Annotated in this window: 9 protein-coding genes and 5 pseudogenes; 10 read left to right on the forward strand and 4 right to left on the reverse strand. The window is 64.7% G+C overall.

All coding sequences use genetic code 11. From position 1 onward, the window contains the following. Positions 1-22: 22 nt before the first annotated feature. The 3 genes and pseudogenes from K369_RS28020 to K369_RS27830 all read left to right on the forward strand — a co-directional run. Positions 23-424, forward strand: coding sequence for a transposase (locus tag K369_RS28020; RefSeq protein WP_036294520.1), 402 nt, complete (start codon positions 23-25; stop codon positions 422-424). Next, entirely contained in the window at positions 421-774 is a 354-nt protein-coding gene (gene tnpB / locus K369_RS22805) for an IS66 family insertion sequence element accessory protein TnpB (RefSeq protein WP_024880798.1), read from the forward strand. Before K369_RS28020 ends, tnpB begins: the two co-directional genes overlap by 4 nt. A gap of 70 nt (positions 775-844) precedes the next feature. Further along, a pseudogene (locus tag K369_RS27830) lies at positions 845-2,235 on the forward strand (IS66 family transposase); the annotation flags it as partial. A gap of 11 nt (positions 2,236-2,246) precedes the next feature. On the opposite strand, the gene K369_RS22815 reads toward K369_RS27830, so the two are convergent. Both K369_RS22815 and K369_RS26760 read right to left on the reverse strand, forming a co-directional pair. Continuing rightward, entirely contained in the window at positions 2,247-4,328 is a 2,082-nt protein-coding gene (locus tag K369_RS22815; protein WP_051948924.1) for a recombinase family protein, read from the reverse strand. Next, complete coding sequence (locus K369_RS26760) at positions 4,325-4,711, reverse strand: hypothetical protein (protein WP_156968022.1); 387 nt, start codon at positions 4,709-4,711, stop codon at positions 4,325-4,327. Before K369_RS26760 ends, K369_RS22815 begins: the two co-directional genes overlap by 4 nt. A gap of 77 nt (positions 4,712-4,788) precedes the next feature. Between K369_RS26760 and K369_RS26765 the strand changes: the two are divergent. The 3 genes and pseudogenes from K369_RS26765 to K369_RS27835 all read left to right on the forward strand — a co-directional run. Next, positions 4,789-4,986 (forward strand): annotated as a pseudogene (locus tag K369_RS26765) (transposase domain-containing protein); the annotation flags it as partial. A gap of 5 nt (positions 4,987-4,991) precedes the next feature. Beyond that, positions 4,992-5,189, forward strand: a pseudogene (locus K369_RS25785) (IS256 family transposase); the annotation flags it as partial. 408 nt (positions 5,190-5,597) lie between these two features. Next, positions 5,598-12,305 (forward strand): putative Ig domain-containing protein, encoded by a 6,708-nt coding sequence (locus tag K369_RS27835; protein WP_245278274.1) that lies wholly within the window; start codon positions 5,598-5,600, stop codon positions 12,303-12,305. A gap of 52 nt (positions 12,306-12,357) precedes the next feature. Here K369_RS27835 and K369_RS22840 read toward each other — a convergent pair. Continuing rightward, positions 12,358-12,903, reverse strand: a pseudogene (locus tag K369_RS22840) (IS21 family transposase); the annotation flags it as partial. On the opposite strand from K369_RS22840, the gene K369_RS27840 reads away from it, so the two are divergent. Further along, positions 12,808-13,404, forward strand: coding sequence for a hypothetical protein (locus tag K369_RS27840; protein WP_245278306.1), 597 nt, complete (start codon positions 12,808-12,810; stop codon positions 13,402-13,404). The pseudogene K369_RS22840 and the gene K369_RS27840 overlap by 96 nt on opposite strands. A 219-nt stretch (positions 13,405-13,623) precedes the next feature. On the opposite strand, the gene K369_RS22850 is transcribed toward K369_RS27840, so the two are convergent. Continuing rightward, positions 13,624-14,658, reverse strand: a complete 1,035-nt coding sequence (locus K369_RS22850; protein ID WP_036294527.1) for an IS630 family transposase — start codon at positions 14,656-14,658, stop codon at positions 13,624-13,626. Positions 14,659-14,889: 231 nt separating this feature from the next. Here K369_RS22850 and K369_RS22855 point away from each other — a divergent pair, with 231 nt between their 5' ends. The 3 genes and pseudogenes from K369_RS22855 to K369_RS24990 all read left to right on the forward strand — a co-directional run bounded on the left by K369_RS22855 (position 14,890) and on the right by K369_RS24990 (position 17,840). Continuing rightward, positions 14,890-15,324: a winged helix-turn-helix domain-containing protein gene (locus tag K369_RS22855; protein ID WP_371033331.1), complete on the forward strand. Its 435-nt coding sequence runs from the start codon at positions 14,890-14,892 to the stop codon at positions 15,322-15,324. Then, a pseudogene (locus tag K369_RS22860) lies at positions 15,300-15,815 on the forward strand (IS630 family transposase); the annotation flags it as partial. The gene K369_RS22855 and the pseudogene K369_RS22860, both read left to right, overlap by 25 nt. A 240-nt stretch (positions 15,816-16,055) precedes the next feature. Beyond that, positions 16,056-17,840, forward strand: coding sequence for a DUF2786 domain-containing protein (locus tag K369_RS24990; protein WP_051949494.1), 1,785 nt, complete (start codon positions 16,056-16,058; stop codon positions 17,838-17,840). The last annotated feature ends 111 nt before the right edge of the window (positions 17,841-17,951 follow it).

Genomic DNA, 17,951 nt, shown 5'->3' on the forward strand with positions numbered 1-17,951 from the left:
TCTCTGATAAGGAGATCGGCTTGTGCATACGCATGATGATAAGCTCGAACCGAAAGCCATTCGGCGGCTGGAGTTGATCACGGGGACTGGGCGACGGCGAGCCTGGTCGCACGAGGAGAAGGCGCGCATTGTCGAAGAGACGCTGGCGCCGCGGGCGATCGTTTCGCATGTCGCTCGCCGGCATGGAGTGACGCCGCAGCAGCTATTCGGTTGGCGGCGGGAGGCGCGGCGGCAGGCAGGCTCCGATGGGCCTGAAGTTTCCTCGTTCGCGCGCGTCGTGGTCGATGCGGCGAACACGACCGCCGTGGCGACGGATCATGCGATGATCGAGATCGTCATAGGCGCGGCGCTGGTTCGCGTTCCGCCGAATGCGGACGCCTCGACCTTGAAGATGGCCTTGCGCATATTGAAGGCTGTGTCATGATCGTCCCGGCGAGCAATGTGAAAGTCTTGATCGCAACGAAGCCCGTCGATTTCCGCAAAGGGATGGACGGACTTTCGGCAATCGTGAAAGAGACGCTTTCTCACGACCCCCATGGTGGCGTCATCTATGTGTTTCGCTCGAAGCGGGCCGACAGATTGAAGCTGCTGTATTGGGACGGCACGGGTCTCGTGCTGGTGACGAAGCGCTTGGAGCATTGCTCCTTTCGATGGCCCTCGATTTCGGACGCCGTGATGCGTTTGTCGCCGGGGCAGCTCTCCGCGTTGCTCGAAGGTCTCGACTGGACGCGCGTGCGCGCCGTTCGCGTGGCGGCTCCGAAAGCCGTGCTGTGAACGCGACAAAACGACTCATGCGCGGCATGTCGCATGATCGCGCGCGACAAGCTTTTTCGAATGTGCTTCCATGCGTTTCGTGAGCTTCGCCGATCCGCTTCCGACAGATCCTGACGCTTTGCGCGCTCTGCTTCTCGCGGAGCGGGAAAAGCATGCCGAGGAGATCGCGGCGGCGGATCAGAACATCGCGCGCTTGACCGCCATCATCAAAGAGTTGCAGCGCCATCGCTTCGGCGCCCGCTCGGAGAAGATCGACGCCGATCAGCTCGCCTTGATGCATCGAGGATGCAGAGCAGGCGCTGGCTGCGGCGACCGCGGAATCCGAGAAGAAGCAGAGCAGCGAGCAGAATGACGCGCGACGCAAGCGCCGCGTCAATCGTGGCGCGCTTCCCGCCCATCTGCCCCGTGAAGAGATCGTCGTCGACATCGGCGACAAGAGCTGCCCCTGCTGCAAAGGACAGCGGCATGTGATCGGCGAGGACGTGTCCGAGCGGCTCGACGTGACGCCGGCGCGCTTCAAGGTCATCGTCACACGCCGTCCCAAATGCGCCTGCCGGAGCTGCGAGGGCGAGGTCGCGCAGGCGCCGGCGCAAGAGCGGCTGATCGAAGGCGGCGTTCCCACAGAGGCGCTCGTCGCCCATGTCGTCGTCTCCAAATATACCGATCATCTGCCGCTCTATCGACAGGCGCAGATTTACGCGCGACAGGGCGTCGATCTCGATCGCTCGACGCTCGCCGATTGGGTCGGCTGAGCTGCGGCCCGTGCATGAGCGCCTGCTCGAGACACTGAAGAGCTCGACGCGGCTTTTCGCTGACGAAACGCCGGCGCCAGTGCTCGATCCTGGTCGAGGACGAACCAAGATCGGCCAATTCTGGGCCTACGCTCGTGACGATCGCCCGTGGAACGGACCCGAGCCGCCCGGCGTCGCCTACATCTATGCGCCGGACCGCAAGCACGAACGGCCGGCCGCTCATCTCGCCGGCTTCGAAGGCCTGTTGCAGGTCGATGGCTACGGCGCATATGAGGCTTTGGCGAGAGGCGGCGATGTCACGCTCGCCTTCTGCTGGGCGCATGTGCGCCGCCGCTTCTTCGAGATCCAGGCGGCGACGCCCGCGCCGATCGCCGCCGAGATGCTCGCGCGCATCGGCGCACTCTATGATATCGAGCGCGACATTCACGGCAAGAGCGCCGAAACTCGCAAGAGTGCCCGCCAGGCCCGCGCCAAGCCGATCGTCGACGCGATGAAGCCGTGGCTGGAGGCCAGACTGGCGACGATCTCGGGCAAATCCACGCTCGCTGTCGCCATTCGCTACGCCTTGTCGCGATGGGACGGGCTCGTCCTCTTCCTCGACGACGGCCGCGTCGACATCGACTCCAACGCCGTCGAACGCGCCATGCGCCCGATTGGGCTCGGGCGGAAAAATCATCTTTTTGCTGGTTCAGACGATGGCGCGTCATACTGCTCACCTCATCATGTCTCTGGAATATCGAGCAAATTATGCTGGCGGTCATCAGGCGGCGGACGTCGTGATCTGCGCGCTGCGGCCTGACGGCCGATCGCGTCACTTTCGATGTCCGCGCGACGGATCATCCACGGCGCGCCTTTGCAAACATGGGTCGCCGGAATAGCTCCTTCCATGATGAGTCGGCGCATCGTGGTCGCGCTGATATCCAACGAAGCAGCCGCCTCGTCGAGCGTGACCTCGCCACGCTCCGCGCGCTCGCCTTCACGATAGATTGCGATTCCATGCTGTTTGCGCAGCGAGCAGACGCGTTCCCGAGTCCAACTATTGCCATGCCCCGTCTTTTTGCCAGAGCGGTTCAGCAAAGCTGCGATTGTCTCGTCTGGAATCTGCCGCGCCAAGGCACGCACGAGATCGACGATGTCACCGTCAGTCGTCCAACGTGTGTGGCCGGCGCGGTTTTTCTTTGCTGTCAAATTGGTGTGGTCGCCTCCCTGCCAGTGGACGATCATCTGCAATTTGTCGCCGACGACATCGACGACGATCTCGGAAATGACGGTGCGAAGAATTTTTTTGCGTGTCTCCGACGTTGTTCCCGGGCTTTCCCACGCCTGCCGGAGATCTCGACCAAGAGACATGAGTCGCTCGCGATCCTCCGGCGTGAGAGCCGGCCCTTTGTCTTGGTCGAACCGTTCGAGTTCGCCTTCCAGATCACGCGCCGCGACGAGACGCTCGTTCCATCTACGCTCCAACTCCCCGGCGACCAGCCGATTTTCCGGATCGGCCGAATCATACTGGCGCTGCGCGCGAGCGGCCTCATAACGGGCCTGCTGCAAGGCCATCTCCAGCTGGTGCTTTTTATCGGACTTCTGTTGGCCACGCGCCTCGATCGCGGCGAGCGCCGCCTCGACGCCAAGAGGTTGCAGGCGATCCAGCACTTCCTTTGCGACGACGCGATCGACGCGCATGGCGCCGAAGGTGATGCATCGCGCCGCGGCTAGGTGACTGAAGGCTCCCACGCATTCGTATCGATAGCTCTGCGCACCTTGCCTGCCGCTATACCTTACATGAAGCTTCTTTCCGCATCGCGCGCAGCGGAAAATGCCAGGTAGCAGCGCCTCGCCGCACCGGACGGCGCCTCGACTCATGAAACGCTTTCCATTGGCGTTGTCGGCGATCAGTCGTTGGTTCCTTTCGAACTCCGCCCAGCTAATATAACCGTCATGATGGTCACGGATCAAAGTCTCCCAGCTCCGCCAGTCGCGTTGCATGCTTCTGACGACGCGCTTGCGTCCATCCTCGATGGTCACGCGGGCGGTTCGGCGGCCGAACACGTAGGCGCCGGCGTAGACCGGGTTGGTCAGCATGTGGTGAAGCGTTGGATACACCGGCAGCCGCCAGACGATTCTTTCGGCGGATGGTCCCACACCCAGAGCCGGCAACGAGATTTTCTCGTCCCGGCACCACACCAAAACTTGGCGGATCGTTTGAAGCTCCGCGAACTTGCGGAAGACCAGGGCGACAGCCTCCTGCACACGACGGTCGGAATCCTTTTCGATGCGGTCGCCGAGGGCTTTTACGTAGCCGACCGCCACAGTCAGAAAGAGCTCGCCGCGCCGCGCCTTCTGCTTGATCGCTTCGACCGAGCGCTGCCGAAAGACCGACAGCTCCATCTCGCTCATCGTACCCTTCATGCCGAGCAGGAGGCGGTCATTGGGCGACGCCGCATCATAGACGCCGTCCTCGTCGATTATCAATGCGCTGACCAGTCCGCAGAACTCGAGGAGCGTGTGCCAGTCTCGGCCATTGCGCGCAAGTCGCGACGCCTCCAGAGAGAGCACGGCGCCGACGCGACCTTCGCAAATCGCGGCCAGGAGCTTTTCGAAGCCGGGACGACGGCCTCCGGCTCCGGACCGGCCGAGATCATCGTCGATCACTTCCACTTCGGACCAACCGAGTTCGCGTGCGCGAGCGGCAAGGCCGTATTGTCGTCGCTGGCTCTCCAGGTTCTGTGCGACCTGGAAGGCCGATGATTGCCGAACGTAAACGATCGCGCTGCGCGCGAGATGATCAGGGCCGATCTTGCTCATCGCCCGTCTCCCTCGTATCGCCCGGCGTCATCGCTTCGTTCAATAGGGTTTGGATCTGCTCCAAGAGTTGCGTCCGCTGCGCTGGCGGAAACGTTGGTGATCTTTTCGGCGGCGTCGCCTCGAACAAGTCTGCCTGCGAGTTCTCCAATTGCGTTGCCATCGGCGCCTCCTTCGGGACCAACCCGTAAGTCGGAGGCTAAAACCGAATCGAGGAACGCTCGTAACTCGAGCAGTTGCGCAACTGGAAACCTCACCAGGTCGACGATGCCGATCGTCGACGCTTCCGATTCGACCATCCAAGCCGGAACCAGAAATGTTTCGCCGTTGTCGCCGGAAGTTAGTCTTAAGTGACTACAACCGTTATGGATTTGCTCGGCGACCACGAATGCTCGCCGGCCAGACAATGGATGGAACGGATAGGCGACCTCGACCTCACGCCCCAGATTGCGGGCGTTATGAAGCCGCTTCGGATGGCGGAGCCGAGCATTGGGCCGTTCTCGCTTCACTCATCGAGACGTGCAAGAGAAATGAAATCGATCCGCAGGCCTATCTCGCCGACGTCCTCTCGAAGATCGTCGGTCGTCACCCCATGAGCCGCATCGACGAACTCCTGCCCTTCGCCTACATCAAGAAAGCGCCCGAACAGGCCGTGGCCTGAAAACGACGCTTACTGCGATCGAGCGATTGCATGAAGAGATCAAGCGCCGGATCAAGACACAGACCGTGCTGCCGAGCGCCGACACCGGCGCCATGTTGTTCTGGGCGCTGCTGGCGTCGGGTCAGATCACCATGCGAAAGGTCGCCGGCTGGCAGAGCCTCGCCGAGCGGCCCTCCGATCAGCCCATTGATCTTGCCGCCTGATCGGATGTCCTCGATTGCCTCGGAGCTGCGTCAGCCAATTTCAACACGATCCGCGACGGCACCAACCATCGCGTCTTTGAGCGAGGATCCGATCGTCAGGCTGTCCGCCGTGACCGCCTGACCATTCCGGCCATAGCCGGAAATCCGCGGCTCGCGCTGGAAGGCGATACGATGTTGAGACTGCGCGTAGGCCTTCCTTCGTCGTCGAGCGCATAGACAGAGTCGGAAGGGGACAGACAATTTGCCGCACCCCGCGCGGCGCCTTTGTATTGAGCGAAATGCTGCTCGATTGATACAAAGCCCACTTCGAGCGTGAACGTTTCTTTGTCAGAAAGGTCGCCGATGCCGATTCCCTACACGAAGCTCCTTCTCTCGGTCGTCACTTCGAGTGTCGGAGGCGGCTTCAGATTGCGCGCGAACGCCCCGGGCGATTTCGCGCAGACCGTCGGCTCCGACCCGGCCGCGCCTTGGGTCTCGGGCATCGCGGACATCAACGGCGACCTCGTTCCCGATCTGATCGTCGGTGGCCCCGGCGACGACGACAAGGCCGTCGACGCCGGTCGCGTATATGTAAATTATGGCGCCGCGCTGGGCGGGACCGACACAGTGGTCACGAACTCGATCGCGGGCTTCATCATCGACGGCGTCAACGCGGGCGATCGCGCGGGCGCCGCGGTCGGCTCCGTCGCCGATCTGAACGGCGACGGCAAGGCGGAGGTTCTCGTCGGCGCGCCCGGCGTAGAGAACGGCGCTCTCACGGACGCCGGCGCGGCTTTTGTCATTTGGGGGCACGCGCTCGGGGGAGTCGATCTAGCCGACCCGTTCGCCGCCAATGGCGGCGGATATGTCATCAAGGGCCAAGCCGCCGGCGACGGCGCGGGCTCGGCGCTCAATTCGATCGCCGATCTCAACGGTGACGGAAAGGCCGAGATTCTCGTCGGCGCGCCGGGAAGCGACGCGAACGGCGCCGATTCGGGAGCGGCCTATGTCGTCTGGGGCAAGAGTTCGGACGCGGCGATCAATTTGTCGAACGTCACCGCGGGGACGGGCGGTTTCCGGATCATCGGCCAGGCCGCCGGCGACCGCGCCGGCTACGCCCTGGGCAAGATTTCCGATTTGAACGGAGATGGAAAATCCGAAATTCTGGTCGGCACGCCGGGCAATGACGCAGGCGGTTCGAATGCGGGCGCCGTCTATGTCGTCTACGGCAAGGCGACCGGTTCTCAGGTCGATCTCAACAGCGTGGCAGTCGGAACGGGCGGATTCCGCATCACCGGACAGGCAGGCGACGCGATCGGCTCCAGTCTTTCGGATATCGGCGATGTGAACGGCGACGGCGTGTCCGACCTGCTGATCGGCGCCTCTGCGACGAAACGGGCCTATGTCGTCTACGGCAAGAATTCGACGACGGAGGTGAAACTGTCCGACGTCGCTCTCGGTTCGGGCGGATTTCTGATCACGGGCGAAGCGACGGGCGATCTGCTCAATCTTTCGGTCGCCGGAGGCGTCGATTTCAATCACGACGGCGTCGCAGATTTCATCATCGGCGCGCCGCACAACGGCGAGGGCGGCGCCGATGCCGGCGCGGTCTATCTCGTCTGGGGCGGAAATAGCGGGGCGGTCGATCTGTCCCTGATCTCGCAGGGGATTGGCGGCGCGAAAATCGTCGGCGCGGCCGGCAGCCTGACCGGCTCGAGCGTCGCCGTGCTCGGCGATCTCAATGGCGACGGCGAACCGGACCTGTTCATCGGAAGCCCCGGCTCCGGCGAGTCGGTCAGCATCGTCTACGGCTCCGCCTCGTGGCAGCCCGACAACAACATCTATGGAACGAATGGCGCCGATGTGATCGGCCCCGGCTTCGGCGGACTGCACAAGGTCGGCTCGGGCGCGGATTCCATCCTGGGCCTCGGCGGCGCCGACACGATCGACGGCGGCGCCGGCAATGACGTGATCGACGGCGGCATGGGCGCCGACATTCTGACCGGCGGCCTCGGCGACGATACATTCTACGTCGACAACGCCGGCGACGTCGTCAATGAGGCGCTCGGCGAGGGCGTCGACACGGTGTACGCCTCGATCGGCTACACGCTCGGCGTGAATGTCGAAAATCTGGTGCTGACGACGCCGGGTACGACGGGAGTCGGCAATGTTCTCGCCAACACGCTCACGGGCACGAGCGGCGCCGATACGCTCGACGGCGGCCTCGGCGCGGACACGCTGATTGGCGGCGCCGGCACCGACGTCTATCATGTCGACGACGCGGGCGACACGATCGTCGAGATCGCGGGCGGCGGCGTCGACACGGTCGTCTCCAGCATCGACTACACGCTGGCCGCCAATGTGGAAAATCTCCAACTGACGGGCGGCGCCCATCACGCGACGGGCAACGCCGCCGCCAATACGCTCACCGGCGGCGCCGGCGCCGATGTCCTCGACGGCGGGCTTGGCGCCGATCGTCTGGTGGGCGCAGGGGGCGACGACACTTATTATGTCGACGACGCCGGCGATCTCGTCGTCGAGGCGGCGGGCGGCGGCGTCGATACGGTCGTCTCCAGCATCGACTACACGCTGGCCGCGGAAGTGGAAAATCTGCAATTGACGGGGACCGCGCACGTCGGCGTCGGCAATGCGCTCGCCAACGTCATCACGGGAACGACGGGCGCGGACACGCTCGACGGAGCCGCCGGCGCGGACACGCTGATCGGCGGCCTCGGGGACGACGTGTACAAGGTCGACAATATCGCCGACTCCGTCGTCGAGGCGTCCGGCGAGGGGATAGACGAGGTCGTCGTCACGGTCGACGGCTACACGCTCGGCGCCGAGGTCGAGAATCTCACCTTGTCGGGGGCGGCGCACATCGCCACGGGCAATTCGCTCGCCAACACGATCACGGGCGGCGCTGGAAACGACACGCTCGACGGCGCCGGCGGCGCGGATACGCTCGTCGGCGGGCTCGGCGACGACAGCTACCGTGTCGACGATCTCGCCGATGTGGTGGTCGAGGCGATCGGCGCGGGAACGGATACGGTCGTCTCCACCGTGAACGGATATGTCCTCGGTGCCAACGTCGAAAAGCTCGTCCTTTCGGGCGGCGCCGTGAGCGGATCCGGCAACGCGGGCGACAATACGCTCATAGGCAACGCGCTCGACAATACGCTCTGGGGCGGCGACGGCGCCGACACGCTCGACGGCGGCGCGGGAGCCGACACGCTCGTCGGCGGCGCGGGCGACGACACATATTATATCGACAACAGCGGCGACATTATCGTCGAGGACGCGGCCGGAGGCGTGGACACCGTCGTCGTCGATGCGAATTGGACTCTCACGCCGGGCTCCAATGTGGAGAATGTCCGGGTCAGGGGGACGGGCCACATCGTCACCGGCAATGCTGGAAACAATACGCTGGCGGGCGGCGCGGGCGACGACACCCTCGACGGTGGAGCGGGTGACGACACCGAACTCGGCGCTGACGGCAACGATACGCTCGTGAGCGCTTCCGGGCACGACAGGCTGTCGGGCGGCTCCGGCGACGACACCTATGTCATCCACGGCGGGCAGGTCGATATCGAGGACTTCCTCGGCCACGATACGATCGACGCGAGCGAGGCGACGGGAAACAGCTCCATCGATCTGTCCGGCTCAACCGTTTCGTCGATCGAAAATCACGACACGCGGCTCGGGACGGGCGGCACGACCTTCGCGCCGCTCGATGTGCAATTCCTGCAGGATCTCACCGGCTCGTTCGCCAACGACATCGCCAATGTGCGCGTACTGGCGCCGTCGATCGTGTCGGCTTTGCGCGCCGTTCAGGCCGATAGCCGCTTCGGCGTATCGAGCTTCGTTGACAAGGCGGTGTCGCCCTTCGGGGCGGCGGGAGAATGGGTCTACAAGCTCGAACTCGCCCTGACGGCGGACGCAACGTCGCTCGCAACGACGTATAACGGCATAAACACGCTGAACGGCCTGGATGCGCCGGAGTCCCAGATCGAATCCCTGCAGCATCTCGCTTTGACGGCGAGCGAGGTCGGCTTCCGCCCCGATGCGGCGCGCTTCGTGATCCTGTTCACCGATGCGCCCTTCCATGTGGCCGGCGACGGCGCGGCGGGCGGCATCACCACGCCGAACAATGGCGACGCGGTGTTGGACGGCGTCGTCCCCGGCACGGGTGAAGACTATCCGGCGATCGCGCAATTGAAGGCCGCGCTGGAGAGCGCGAACATCATTCCGATTTTCGCCGTCACGGCCGACGTCACCTCCTATTACACCACACTCGTGGCGTCTCTCGGGCGCGGCGCGACCGTCGCGCTGACGGCCGACAGCTCCAACATCGTCTCGGCGATCACCGCCGGCCTGACCCAGGCGACGCACACAGTGATCGAGGATGCGGTGGGCGGCGCCGGCAATGATGCGCTCACCGGCAATGAGGTGGACAACCGGCTCGCCGGCGGCGCCGGCGACGACACGCTCACGGGCGGCGCAGGCAATGACGCGATCGAGGGCGGCGCGGGCCAAGACGTCGCCGTGTTTAGCGGCCTGATCGCCGATTACACGGTCACGACGACGCCGACGGGCGTCACCGTCGTCGATACGCGCGCCGGCTCGCCGGACGGAACCGACACGCTGACGGGCGTCGAAGCCCTGCGCTTCGCCGATGGCGTCGTTTCCCTGGTCGCCACCGGCAACCATCCGCCGATCGTCGCCGCGCCGCTCGCGGATCAATCGACGCAACAGGGCGCGAACTTCGTGTTCGTGGTTCCGGCCGGGTCCTTCGTCGATCCCGACGCCGCCGACACGCTGACCTACGTCGCCACGCTCACCGGCGGAGCGGCGTTGCCCGCGTGGCTGAGTTTCGACGCCGCCACGGGGAGGTTCAGCGGAACCCCGAGCAACGCGGACGTGGGCGTCGTTTCGATCGACGTGATCGCCACCGATCCGGCCAGCGCAAGCGTCACGGACACCTTCCTGATCACCATCGCCAATGTGAACGATCTGCCGATCCTGTCGGGTCCCACCGCCGGCTCCGTGACGGAGGACTCGATCCTTGCCGCGTCCGGCCAGCTTGTCGCCACCGATCCGGATCTCGGCGCCATCGCCGTCTGGAGCGTCGTCGGCGCGTCGACGGGCGCCTATGGGGCGTTCGGCGTCGACGCCTCCGGCCTTTGGACCTACACGCTCGACAATGCGGCGGCGCAGGCGCTGTCCTCCGCCGACCACATTGTCGAAACCTACACAGTGCAGGTCGACGACACGCAGGGCGGCGTGGCAACGACGCAGGTGTCCGTCACCATCAATGGCGCCGACGAGACGCCGATAACGGGCACGGCGAACGCCGACACGCTGAGCGGCGGCGCGGGCGCGGATACGATTTCTGGCCTCGCCGGCAATGACAGGCTCTATGGTCTCGGTGGCGACGATGCGATCGACGGCGGCCTCGGCGACGATCTCATCGACGGCGGCGTCGGGAACGACACGGCGAGCTATGCTTCGTCGACGGCCCTCGTGCGTGTCAACCTCGCCGTCACGACCGCGCAGGCGACGGGCGGCGCCGGCAAGGACACGCTGGTCTCGATCGAAAATCTGATCGGCTCGGACTTCAACGACACGCTCACCGGCAACGCCGGAGTCAATACCCTGCGCGGCGGCCTCGGCGCCGACAAACTCAACGGCGGCGAGGGCACCGACACGCTGATCGGCGGCGGCGGCAACGATATCTACTATGTCGACGATATCGGTGACGTGGTGATCGAATTGTTCGGCGAAGGCGTGGACGTCGTCAGCTCGTCGGTGAGTTACACCCTCGCCGCCAATGTCGAAAATCTCACTCTGACCGGGCTCGCCGATCTGAACGGAACCGGCAATGAGCTGAACAACACGCTCACGGGCAACGCCGGCGCCAATACGCTGGACGGCGGCCTCGGCGCCGACAAACTCAACGGCGGCGCGGGAGCGGACACGCTGATCGGCGGCGGCGGAAACGACACCTATAATGTCGACGATATCGGCGACGTGGTGATCGAATTGTTCGGCGAAGGCGTGGACGCCGTCAGCTCGTCGGTGAGTTACACCCTCGCCGCCAATGTCGAAAATCTCACTCTGACCGGGCTCGCCGATCTGAACGGAACCGGCAATGAGCTGAACAACACGCTCACGGGCAACGCCGGCGCCAATACGCTGGACGGCGGCCTCGGCGCCGACAAACTCAACGGCGGCGCGGGAGCGGACACGCTGATCGGCGGCGGCGGAAACGACACCTATAGTGTCGACGATATCGGCGACGTGGTGATCGAATTGTTCGGCGAAGGCGTGGACGCCGTCAGCTCGTCGGTGAGTTACACCCTCGCCGCCAATGTCGAAAATCTCACTCTGACCGGGCTCGCCGATCTGAACGGAACCGGCAATGAGCTGAACAACACGCTCACGGGCAACGCCGGCGCCAATACGCTGGACGGCGGCCTCGGCGCCGACAAACTCAACGGCGGCGCGGGAGCGGACACGCTGATCGGCGGCGGCGGAAACGACACCTATAATGTCGACGATATCGGCGACGTGGTGATCGAATTGTTCGGCGAAGGCGTGGACGCCGTCAGCTCGTCGGTGAGTTACACCCTCGCCGCCAATGTCGAAAATCTCACTCTGACCGGGCTCGCCGATCTGAACGGAACCGGCAATGAGCTGAACAACACGCTCACGGGCAACGCCGGCGCCAATACGCTGGACGGCGGCCTCGGCGCCGACAAACTCAACGGCGGCGCGGGAGCGGACACGCTGATCGGCGGCGCCGGCGCGGATTCGCTCACAGGCGGGGCGGGCGCCGATGTGTTCGTGTTTCAGGCGGCCGGCGCGGCGAATGGCGTCGACAACATATTGGACTTCGCGAGCGGCGTAGACACGCTGCAATTCAACGCCGCCGATTATGGGTTCTCGACCGGACACGTACTGACGGCGGGCGAATTCACGGTGGGCGCGAACACCGTGGGCTCTTCGGCGCAATTCGTGTGGGACTCGGCAAGCCACGCGCTCTATTGGGACGCGAACGGAGCCGGGGGCGCGGCCGCAGTCAAAATCGCCAGTTTCGCCGCTACGGCGACGCTCACAGCGGCGGATTTGCATTTTTAGATGGTTCTTCCGGCTCTGTCGCGAATTTTTCTCGCGGGCCGGTTGGGGCTATTATCGCCCACAGGGCGTTCTGCAAGCCTTCGGCCAGGGCGACGAAACTCTCGCCGCCGAGCACGACATGGGCGGATTCGAAGCCCGAGAATGGCAAGCGAAAGTGATAGATCCGGTGCTCGAGCGGAACTCCGGCGATGGAGACCTCGAGGTCGCGCATGTCGCAAAAGTCCGAGAGCCCCATGCGGCCCGGAGGATGCTCCTGCCGGAAAATCACCTCCTGCTCGGGACCATGGATGGCGCGCCAGTTCCGAATGCGCCGCTCCAGCGTGCGGCGCACGCTGGAGCCGAGTTCCGGATGCCGGCGGCGCAGCTCCTCGAGCACGCCGATCGGGCGCAGGCCGGGCGCCGCTTTCAGCATGGGGACGACCTCGCTGTCCCAGACGCTCTCCAGTGGATCGGGGCGCCGGCGGGCGCGCGGCGCCTTCTTCTGCGAGGGAAGCCGAGGATCGTGTTCCAGCCGGTAGGCGGTCACCGGGCTGAAACCGGCTTTCGCGGCGGCGACGGCGGCGCGGTCGGTTTTTCGAAATTGCATGAAGAGCCTCATCTGGCGGTCGGTGACAAGGCGGCCGGGCAACGAATCGGTCCTCCCGAGGGGAAAACCGACCATTCGCCCGGCCCCGCGATTCTCATCCTGATTGACGCTGGACTCGGCATTGCCTCGCCAGAAATGTTCCTGAATGCTGAGCCGTTGCCTCACGTAATCTGCTCCCGAAGCTGGAAGGAGCGCGGGGGCTGCGATGAGGCGATTGACGATGGCGACGCGAAAGGAACTGACGACGGCGCTGGCGGAGCGCTATCGGACGGCGGTCCTTGCGGGTGTTCTATGCTTTTGATCCGTGCCGAGTGGCCGATCCTGCTGATCGGCGGCGACAAGACTGGCGACTCGCGGTTTCATAAAAGTATGAGCGCGAAGGCGGACATCGACGCCGAGACCTTTCGCCAGGGGAGGCCCTACAGCCTCGTCTGCACGAAGAGCGCCAGCTATGAGCGTCGCGTCGTGCGGCGCGGCGAGGATTTGCGGAACGTTTCGATCATCGAAGGGTGAGACGCGCAGCGTGAGCGTCGCGCCTTCGAGCATGCAGCGTCGGCTCTCGACGGGCGACAATGATCCAAAGCTTGATCGATCCCCGAAGCGGAGTTCGTCAGGTCGGGCGTCACTTGTCGCTCGCTCGACATTCAGACCTCCTCGCGGCAACTGACAGATCAAACGAAATCCCACGGATTGAACCGCGCCGGGATCGCCGGAGTGCGCAGCGACAATTACTCACCAGTCGGTAATATAGGCGACGCTTGGAGCTCCGAAGAATGATCGGACGAGCCGTGGCGTTTTCTTGATTTTGTTCAGTTGCGCATCGATCTTGTCGAGCAATCTCTCGCCCTTGCGGAGAGGCGCTCTGGCGACGCCTGTGCGCTTCACATGGCTCCAGACCAATTCGTCAGGGTTCAGCTCGGGCGCGTAGCCCGGCAAGAAATGCAAGGTGAGCCGTCCGTTCGTCGATTCCACGTAACGCTTCACCAGATTCGTCTTGTGAGCCGGGAGCCCGTCCACTACCAAATGCACAGGCTTCGATCGATGACGCATCATCTTTTGCAGGAGCTCGACGAACAGCTCGGCGGTGAGGCCGCCTTCATAGGTGCAATACCAGAACGCGCCCTTCGCGTTCACCGCCGAGGCGGCGCTGATCGACTGCCGTTGACCGGGGCGTTCGACGACAGGCGTCTGCCCTTTGACACCCCAGGTCCGTCCATGCACGGCGTCGGCGCGAAACCCGGACTCGTCCCAGAAAAACACCTCGCCGCCTTCGGCCGAGGCCTTCCGCGCAATGGCTGGATATGTTTCGAGTTGCCATTTCTCGATCGCCGCGGGATCGCGTTGATATGCGCGCTGCAACGGCTTTTGCGGCGTCAGACCGAGCTTGGCCAGCAGTTCGCCGACTGCCGTCAAACCGAGCTCGACCCCGAATTTGCGCTCTATCAGCTCCGCCACCACTCGGCGGGTCCATAGGCCGAAATCCAGGCCATACTGACGGGGGTCGTTGCCGTTGATCCAGCGAAACACCTGCTGTTCCTGACGCGCGGTGAGACTGCGAGGGCGGCCAGTGGCCGGTCGCGACGCCAACGCGCGGACTCCGACACCACGCTTCGATGCGGTCGCTAGCCACTTGTATATCGTCGTGCGGCTGAACCCGTAGGACGCGATGACCGACGATGGCGCTTCGCCTTCTCGCACGCGCTCCACCGCCATGAACCGGATCGTTTCCAAAGTCTGGTGATCGAGTTTTCGTCCGTCTCTCTTCATGATACGGTTTCCGGCTGATTGACTCGGCGGAGGGATTCCCGGGGCGAATCGAAGCAGTTAAGCTGTGTCGCCATGAATCGCTGGAGGCGGGTCATGGCGACGATAGTTGCGCATTTGAGCGTCGATGCGTTGCGTGAACGGTATGTTTCGAGTTCGAACGCGCGCGAGGCGCGGCATTTCCATGCGATCTGGCTGCTCGCCAAGGGCCACACGCTCGGCGAAGTCGCCGAGATGACATCCTTTGCCCAGCGCTGGATCGAGCAGCTCGCGGCGCGCTACAACGCAGAAGGGCCGGAGGCTCTCGGCGATTTACGCCGGGGCAACGGCTCGACGGCGACGGTGTTGAAGCCCGATCTGCTCGACGAGCTGCGCGTTCGGCCGAAGGAGCCGCCCGACGACGGAGGCTTGTGGACGAGCGCGAAAGTCGCGGCTTTTCTCGCGCGCGAATTGGGACTGGAGAAAGTTGCGGTTCAGCGCGGCTGGGAGGCGCTGAAAGCCTGCGGCATGTCGATCCAGGCTCCACGCCCCAAAAATCCGAAGTCGGCTTCGCCCGAGGAGGCGGCGGCGTTTAAAAAAACCTCGAAGAGGCCGTCGCGGAGGAAGCCGCGAAGCATCCGGAGCGATCGGTCGAGGTCTTCGCCAGCGACGAGCACAGGCTCGGCCTGAAACCGGTCACGCGGCGCGTCTGGGCGCCGGTCGGCGAGCGGCCGATCGCGCATGGCCATCATCGCTTCGACTGGCTCTATGTGACCGCCTTCGTCTCGCCGGCGAGCGGCGAGACCTTCTGGTATATGCACGACGGCGTCTCGAAGCCGTTTTTCGCGGCGCTGCTCGAGGCCTTCGCGCGTGAAGCCAAGGCCGGCGTCGATCGCACGATCGTGCTCGTCATCGACAACGCCGGCTGGCACGGCGAGGCTGGTCTGAACGTGCCGGATGGCGTGCGACTGGTTTTTCTGCCGCCCTATACGCCGGAGCTGCAACCCGCCGAGACCTTATGGGCTCTCGTCGACGAGCCCATCGTCAACAAGCGCCTCGGAACGATAGAGGAACTCGACGCGATCATCGGCGAAAGATGCGCCGCGCTCGCGAGCGAGCGCGACATCATCAAAAGCCGCGCCGGCTTCCATTGGTGGCCGAAAATCGCCAAGCCGAGGTAATCAGCCGGAAACCGTATGACTCATCGAATCACAATTGGACGCGCCTTGCAATAGACATGTTTCCTTAATTATCGACTGGTGAGTAAATTCCAAATCACGCTGTCTCAAAATCGTTGACACGCTCCGGCGCCGCGCGCCGTCTCCTTGCACGCGAAATCCCGGTGGACAGAGCCATGCGATCCGGGCCCCGGCCGCTCGGCCGGTATAAGCTCGAAAACTCGAGCGGAAGGGAGAGGCGGCATGGCCGGACATCGGGGCGCGGCGGCTCGGAAGACCGAAAAGCAATCTCGCGCGAGAATGGAGAGCGACGACGCGAGCGTCGCCACGCTCGTCGAGGACATGTGCGTCGACGCGCTCGCCGGCCTGTCCCCCTCCAAGGTCGAGGACATCCTCCGGCCATGGCTCGCCAAGACGGGGCCGCTCGATCCCAACGACCCGAGCACGGCGTCGTTCCTGCTTGAGGCGCTGGCGCTCGCCAGCTGTCTCGCGCTTTTCACCCCGACGCTGATGGGTGCCGCCCCGATCGAACGCTATGCGAAACAGCGCCGCGCGGACGCGAACGCCGAGACGCGCGCGGCGCTCGACATTCTGGTCCGAACGGAATTCCGCCTGCTGCAATATAAATCCCGCGCGGGCGCGCGCCGCCTGCTCGCGGAGGACTTGGCGAGCGGCGCCTCCCTCGCCCTCCTGGACGACGCGGCGCCGGAAAGCGCCATGCTCGTCGATGTCGCCGCCTGGCTCGCGCCTTTGCCCGGCGGCGATTTTGTCGCGGTCGGCCCGCTGCTGCCGCTGGACGCGGCGGCGCTGGCGGAAGCGCGAAGCTTCATTCGGCCCGGCAAGGGGCTCGTCAACCCTCGGCGCTGCGCCGCCGCGGTCTACCGCCATGTCGTGCGTCACGGCGGGCTGCGGGTGGAAGGCCACAATGTGTTTTCGGACGCGTCCGCGCAGGCCGACGCCCTTTCGGAGGAATGGGACGCGCTCGACGCGCTCGCCGCCGCCTTCCTGGCGGCAGAGGGCGAGACGCCGCCCGCGCTCGTCCAGGAAGCGCGCGAATTGGCGAGCGTCGACATCATCGTCCACGCGCTGTCGCGCAGCGTGATCTCGCGTCGGGACGGCCGCGCCAATGTCGCCGACGTCTTTTCCACGCTCGCCTATCTGATGCTGGAAACGCTCGACCGGCGCGACGTCGCGGGCTTCGGCGGCGGACACATGCTGGAAGAGGCGGCGGCGGACGTCGAGCGCGCCGTCGCCCATGAAGGCGCGCCGGCGAGTGTTCGCGCCCTGTTCGAAGAGCTGCGGCGCCGCTTGCTCGCGGCGCGCCGGCCGAAGGCGACCGACAGCGAGGCCGACGCCGAGCTCGCGCGCGTTCTGCAACGCATACAGGCGCTGCGCGCCAAGACGGTCGAGCAAGGCTGCACCGAGCAGGAGGCGCTGGCCTCTGCGCGCAAGGTGGCCGAGCTGCTCGATCGCTACGGCCTCACGCTGGGCGAGATCGAGATGCGCGAGCGCCCCTGCGAGGGCGTCGGCGTCGACACCGGCCGCAAGCGCCGCGCGCCGATCGACGAATGCGCGCCCACAGTCGCGCATTTCTGCGATTGCAAAATGTGGTTCGAGAAGAGCCCCTCGGGCTCGCTGCGCTTCGTATTTTTCGGCCTGCCGGCGGATGTCGCTGCGGCGCATCTCCTCTACGATCTGATCGTCCTCGCATTCGAGGTGGAAACCGCCGCCCATCGGAAGCGCGAGCCGGGCGCATCCGCTCGCTCCTTCCAGATCGGGCTGGCGCATGGAATTCGCCACAAGCTCCATACGATGAAGACGGAGCGCGACGCCGCCAACCAGGCCTCGGGAGCCCGCGAGCTCGTGCCGATCAAACGCAGCGTCATAGAGGAGGAAATGGAGAAGCTCGGGCTCTCCTTTCATGCGAAGCCGCAAGGACGCCGGCGCAAGGTGACACTCGACGACTATGAGGCGGGCGTCGCCGCCGGACGGCAATTCGAGCCGCATCGCGCCGTCGAAGGGAAATGACGCGGCCTTCATCGAAAGCTCGCGCGGGAACTGGCCAAGCCCGCAACCGCGCGGTCTATGCGCGGATTTTCGTCGGCATCGACAACGCACCATGCGCCGCTCATTGGCCGA

The organism is Methylosinus sp. PW1 (genome assembly GCF_000745215.1).
GTDB lineage: Bacteria > Pseudomonadota > Alphaproteobacteria > Rhizobiales > Beijerinckiaceae > Methylosinus.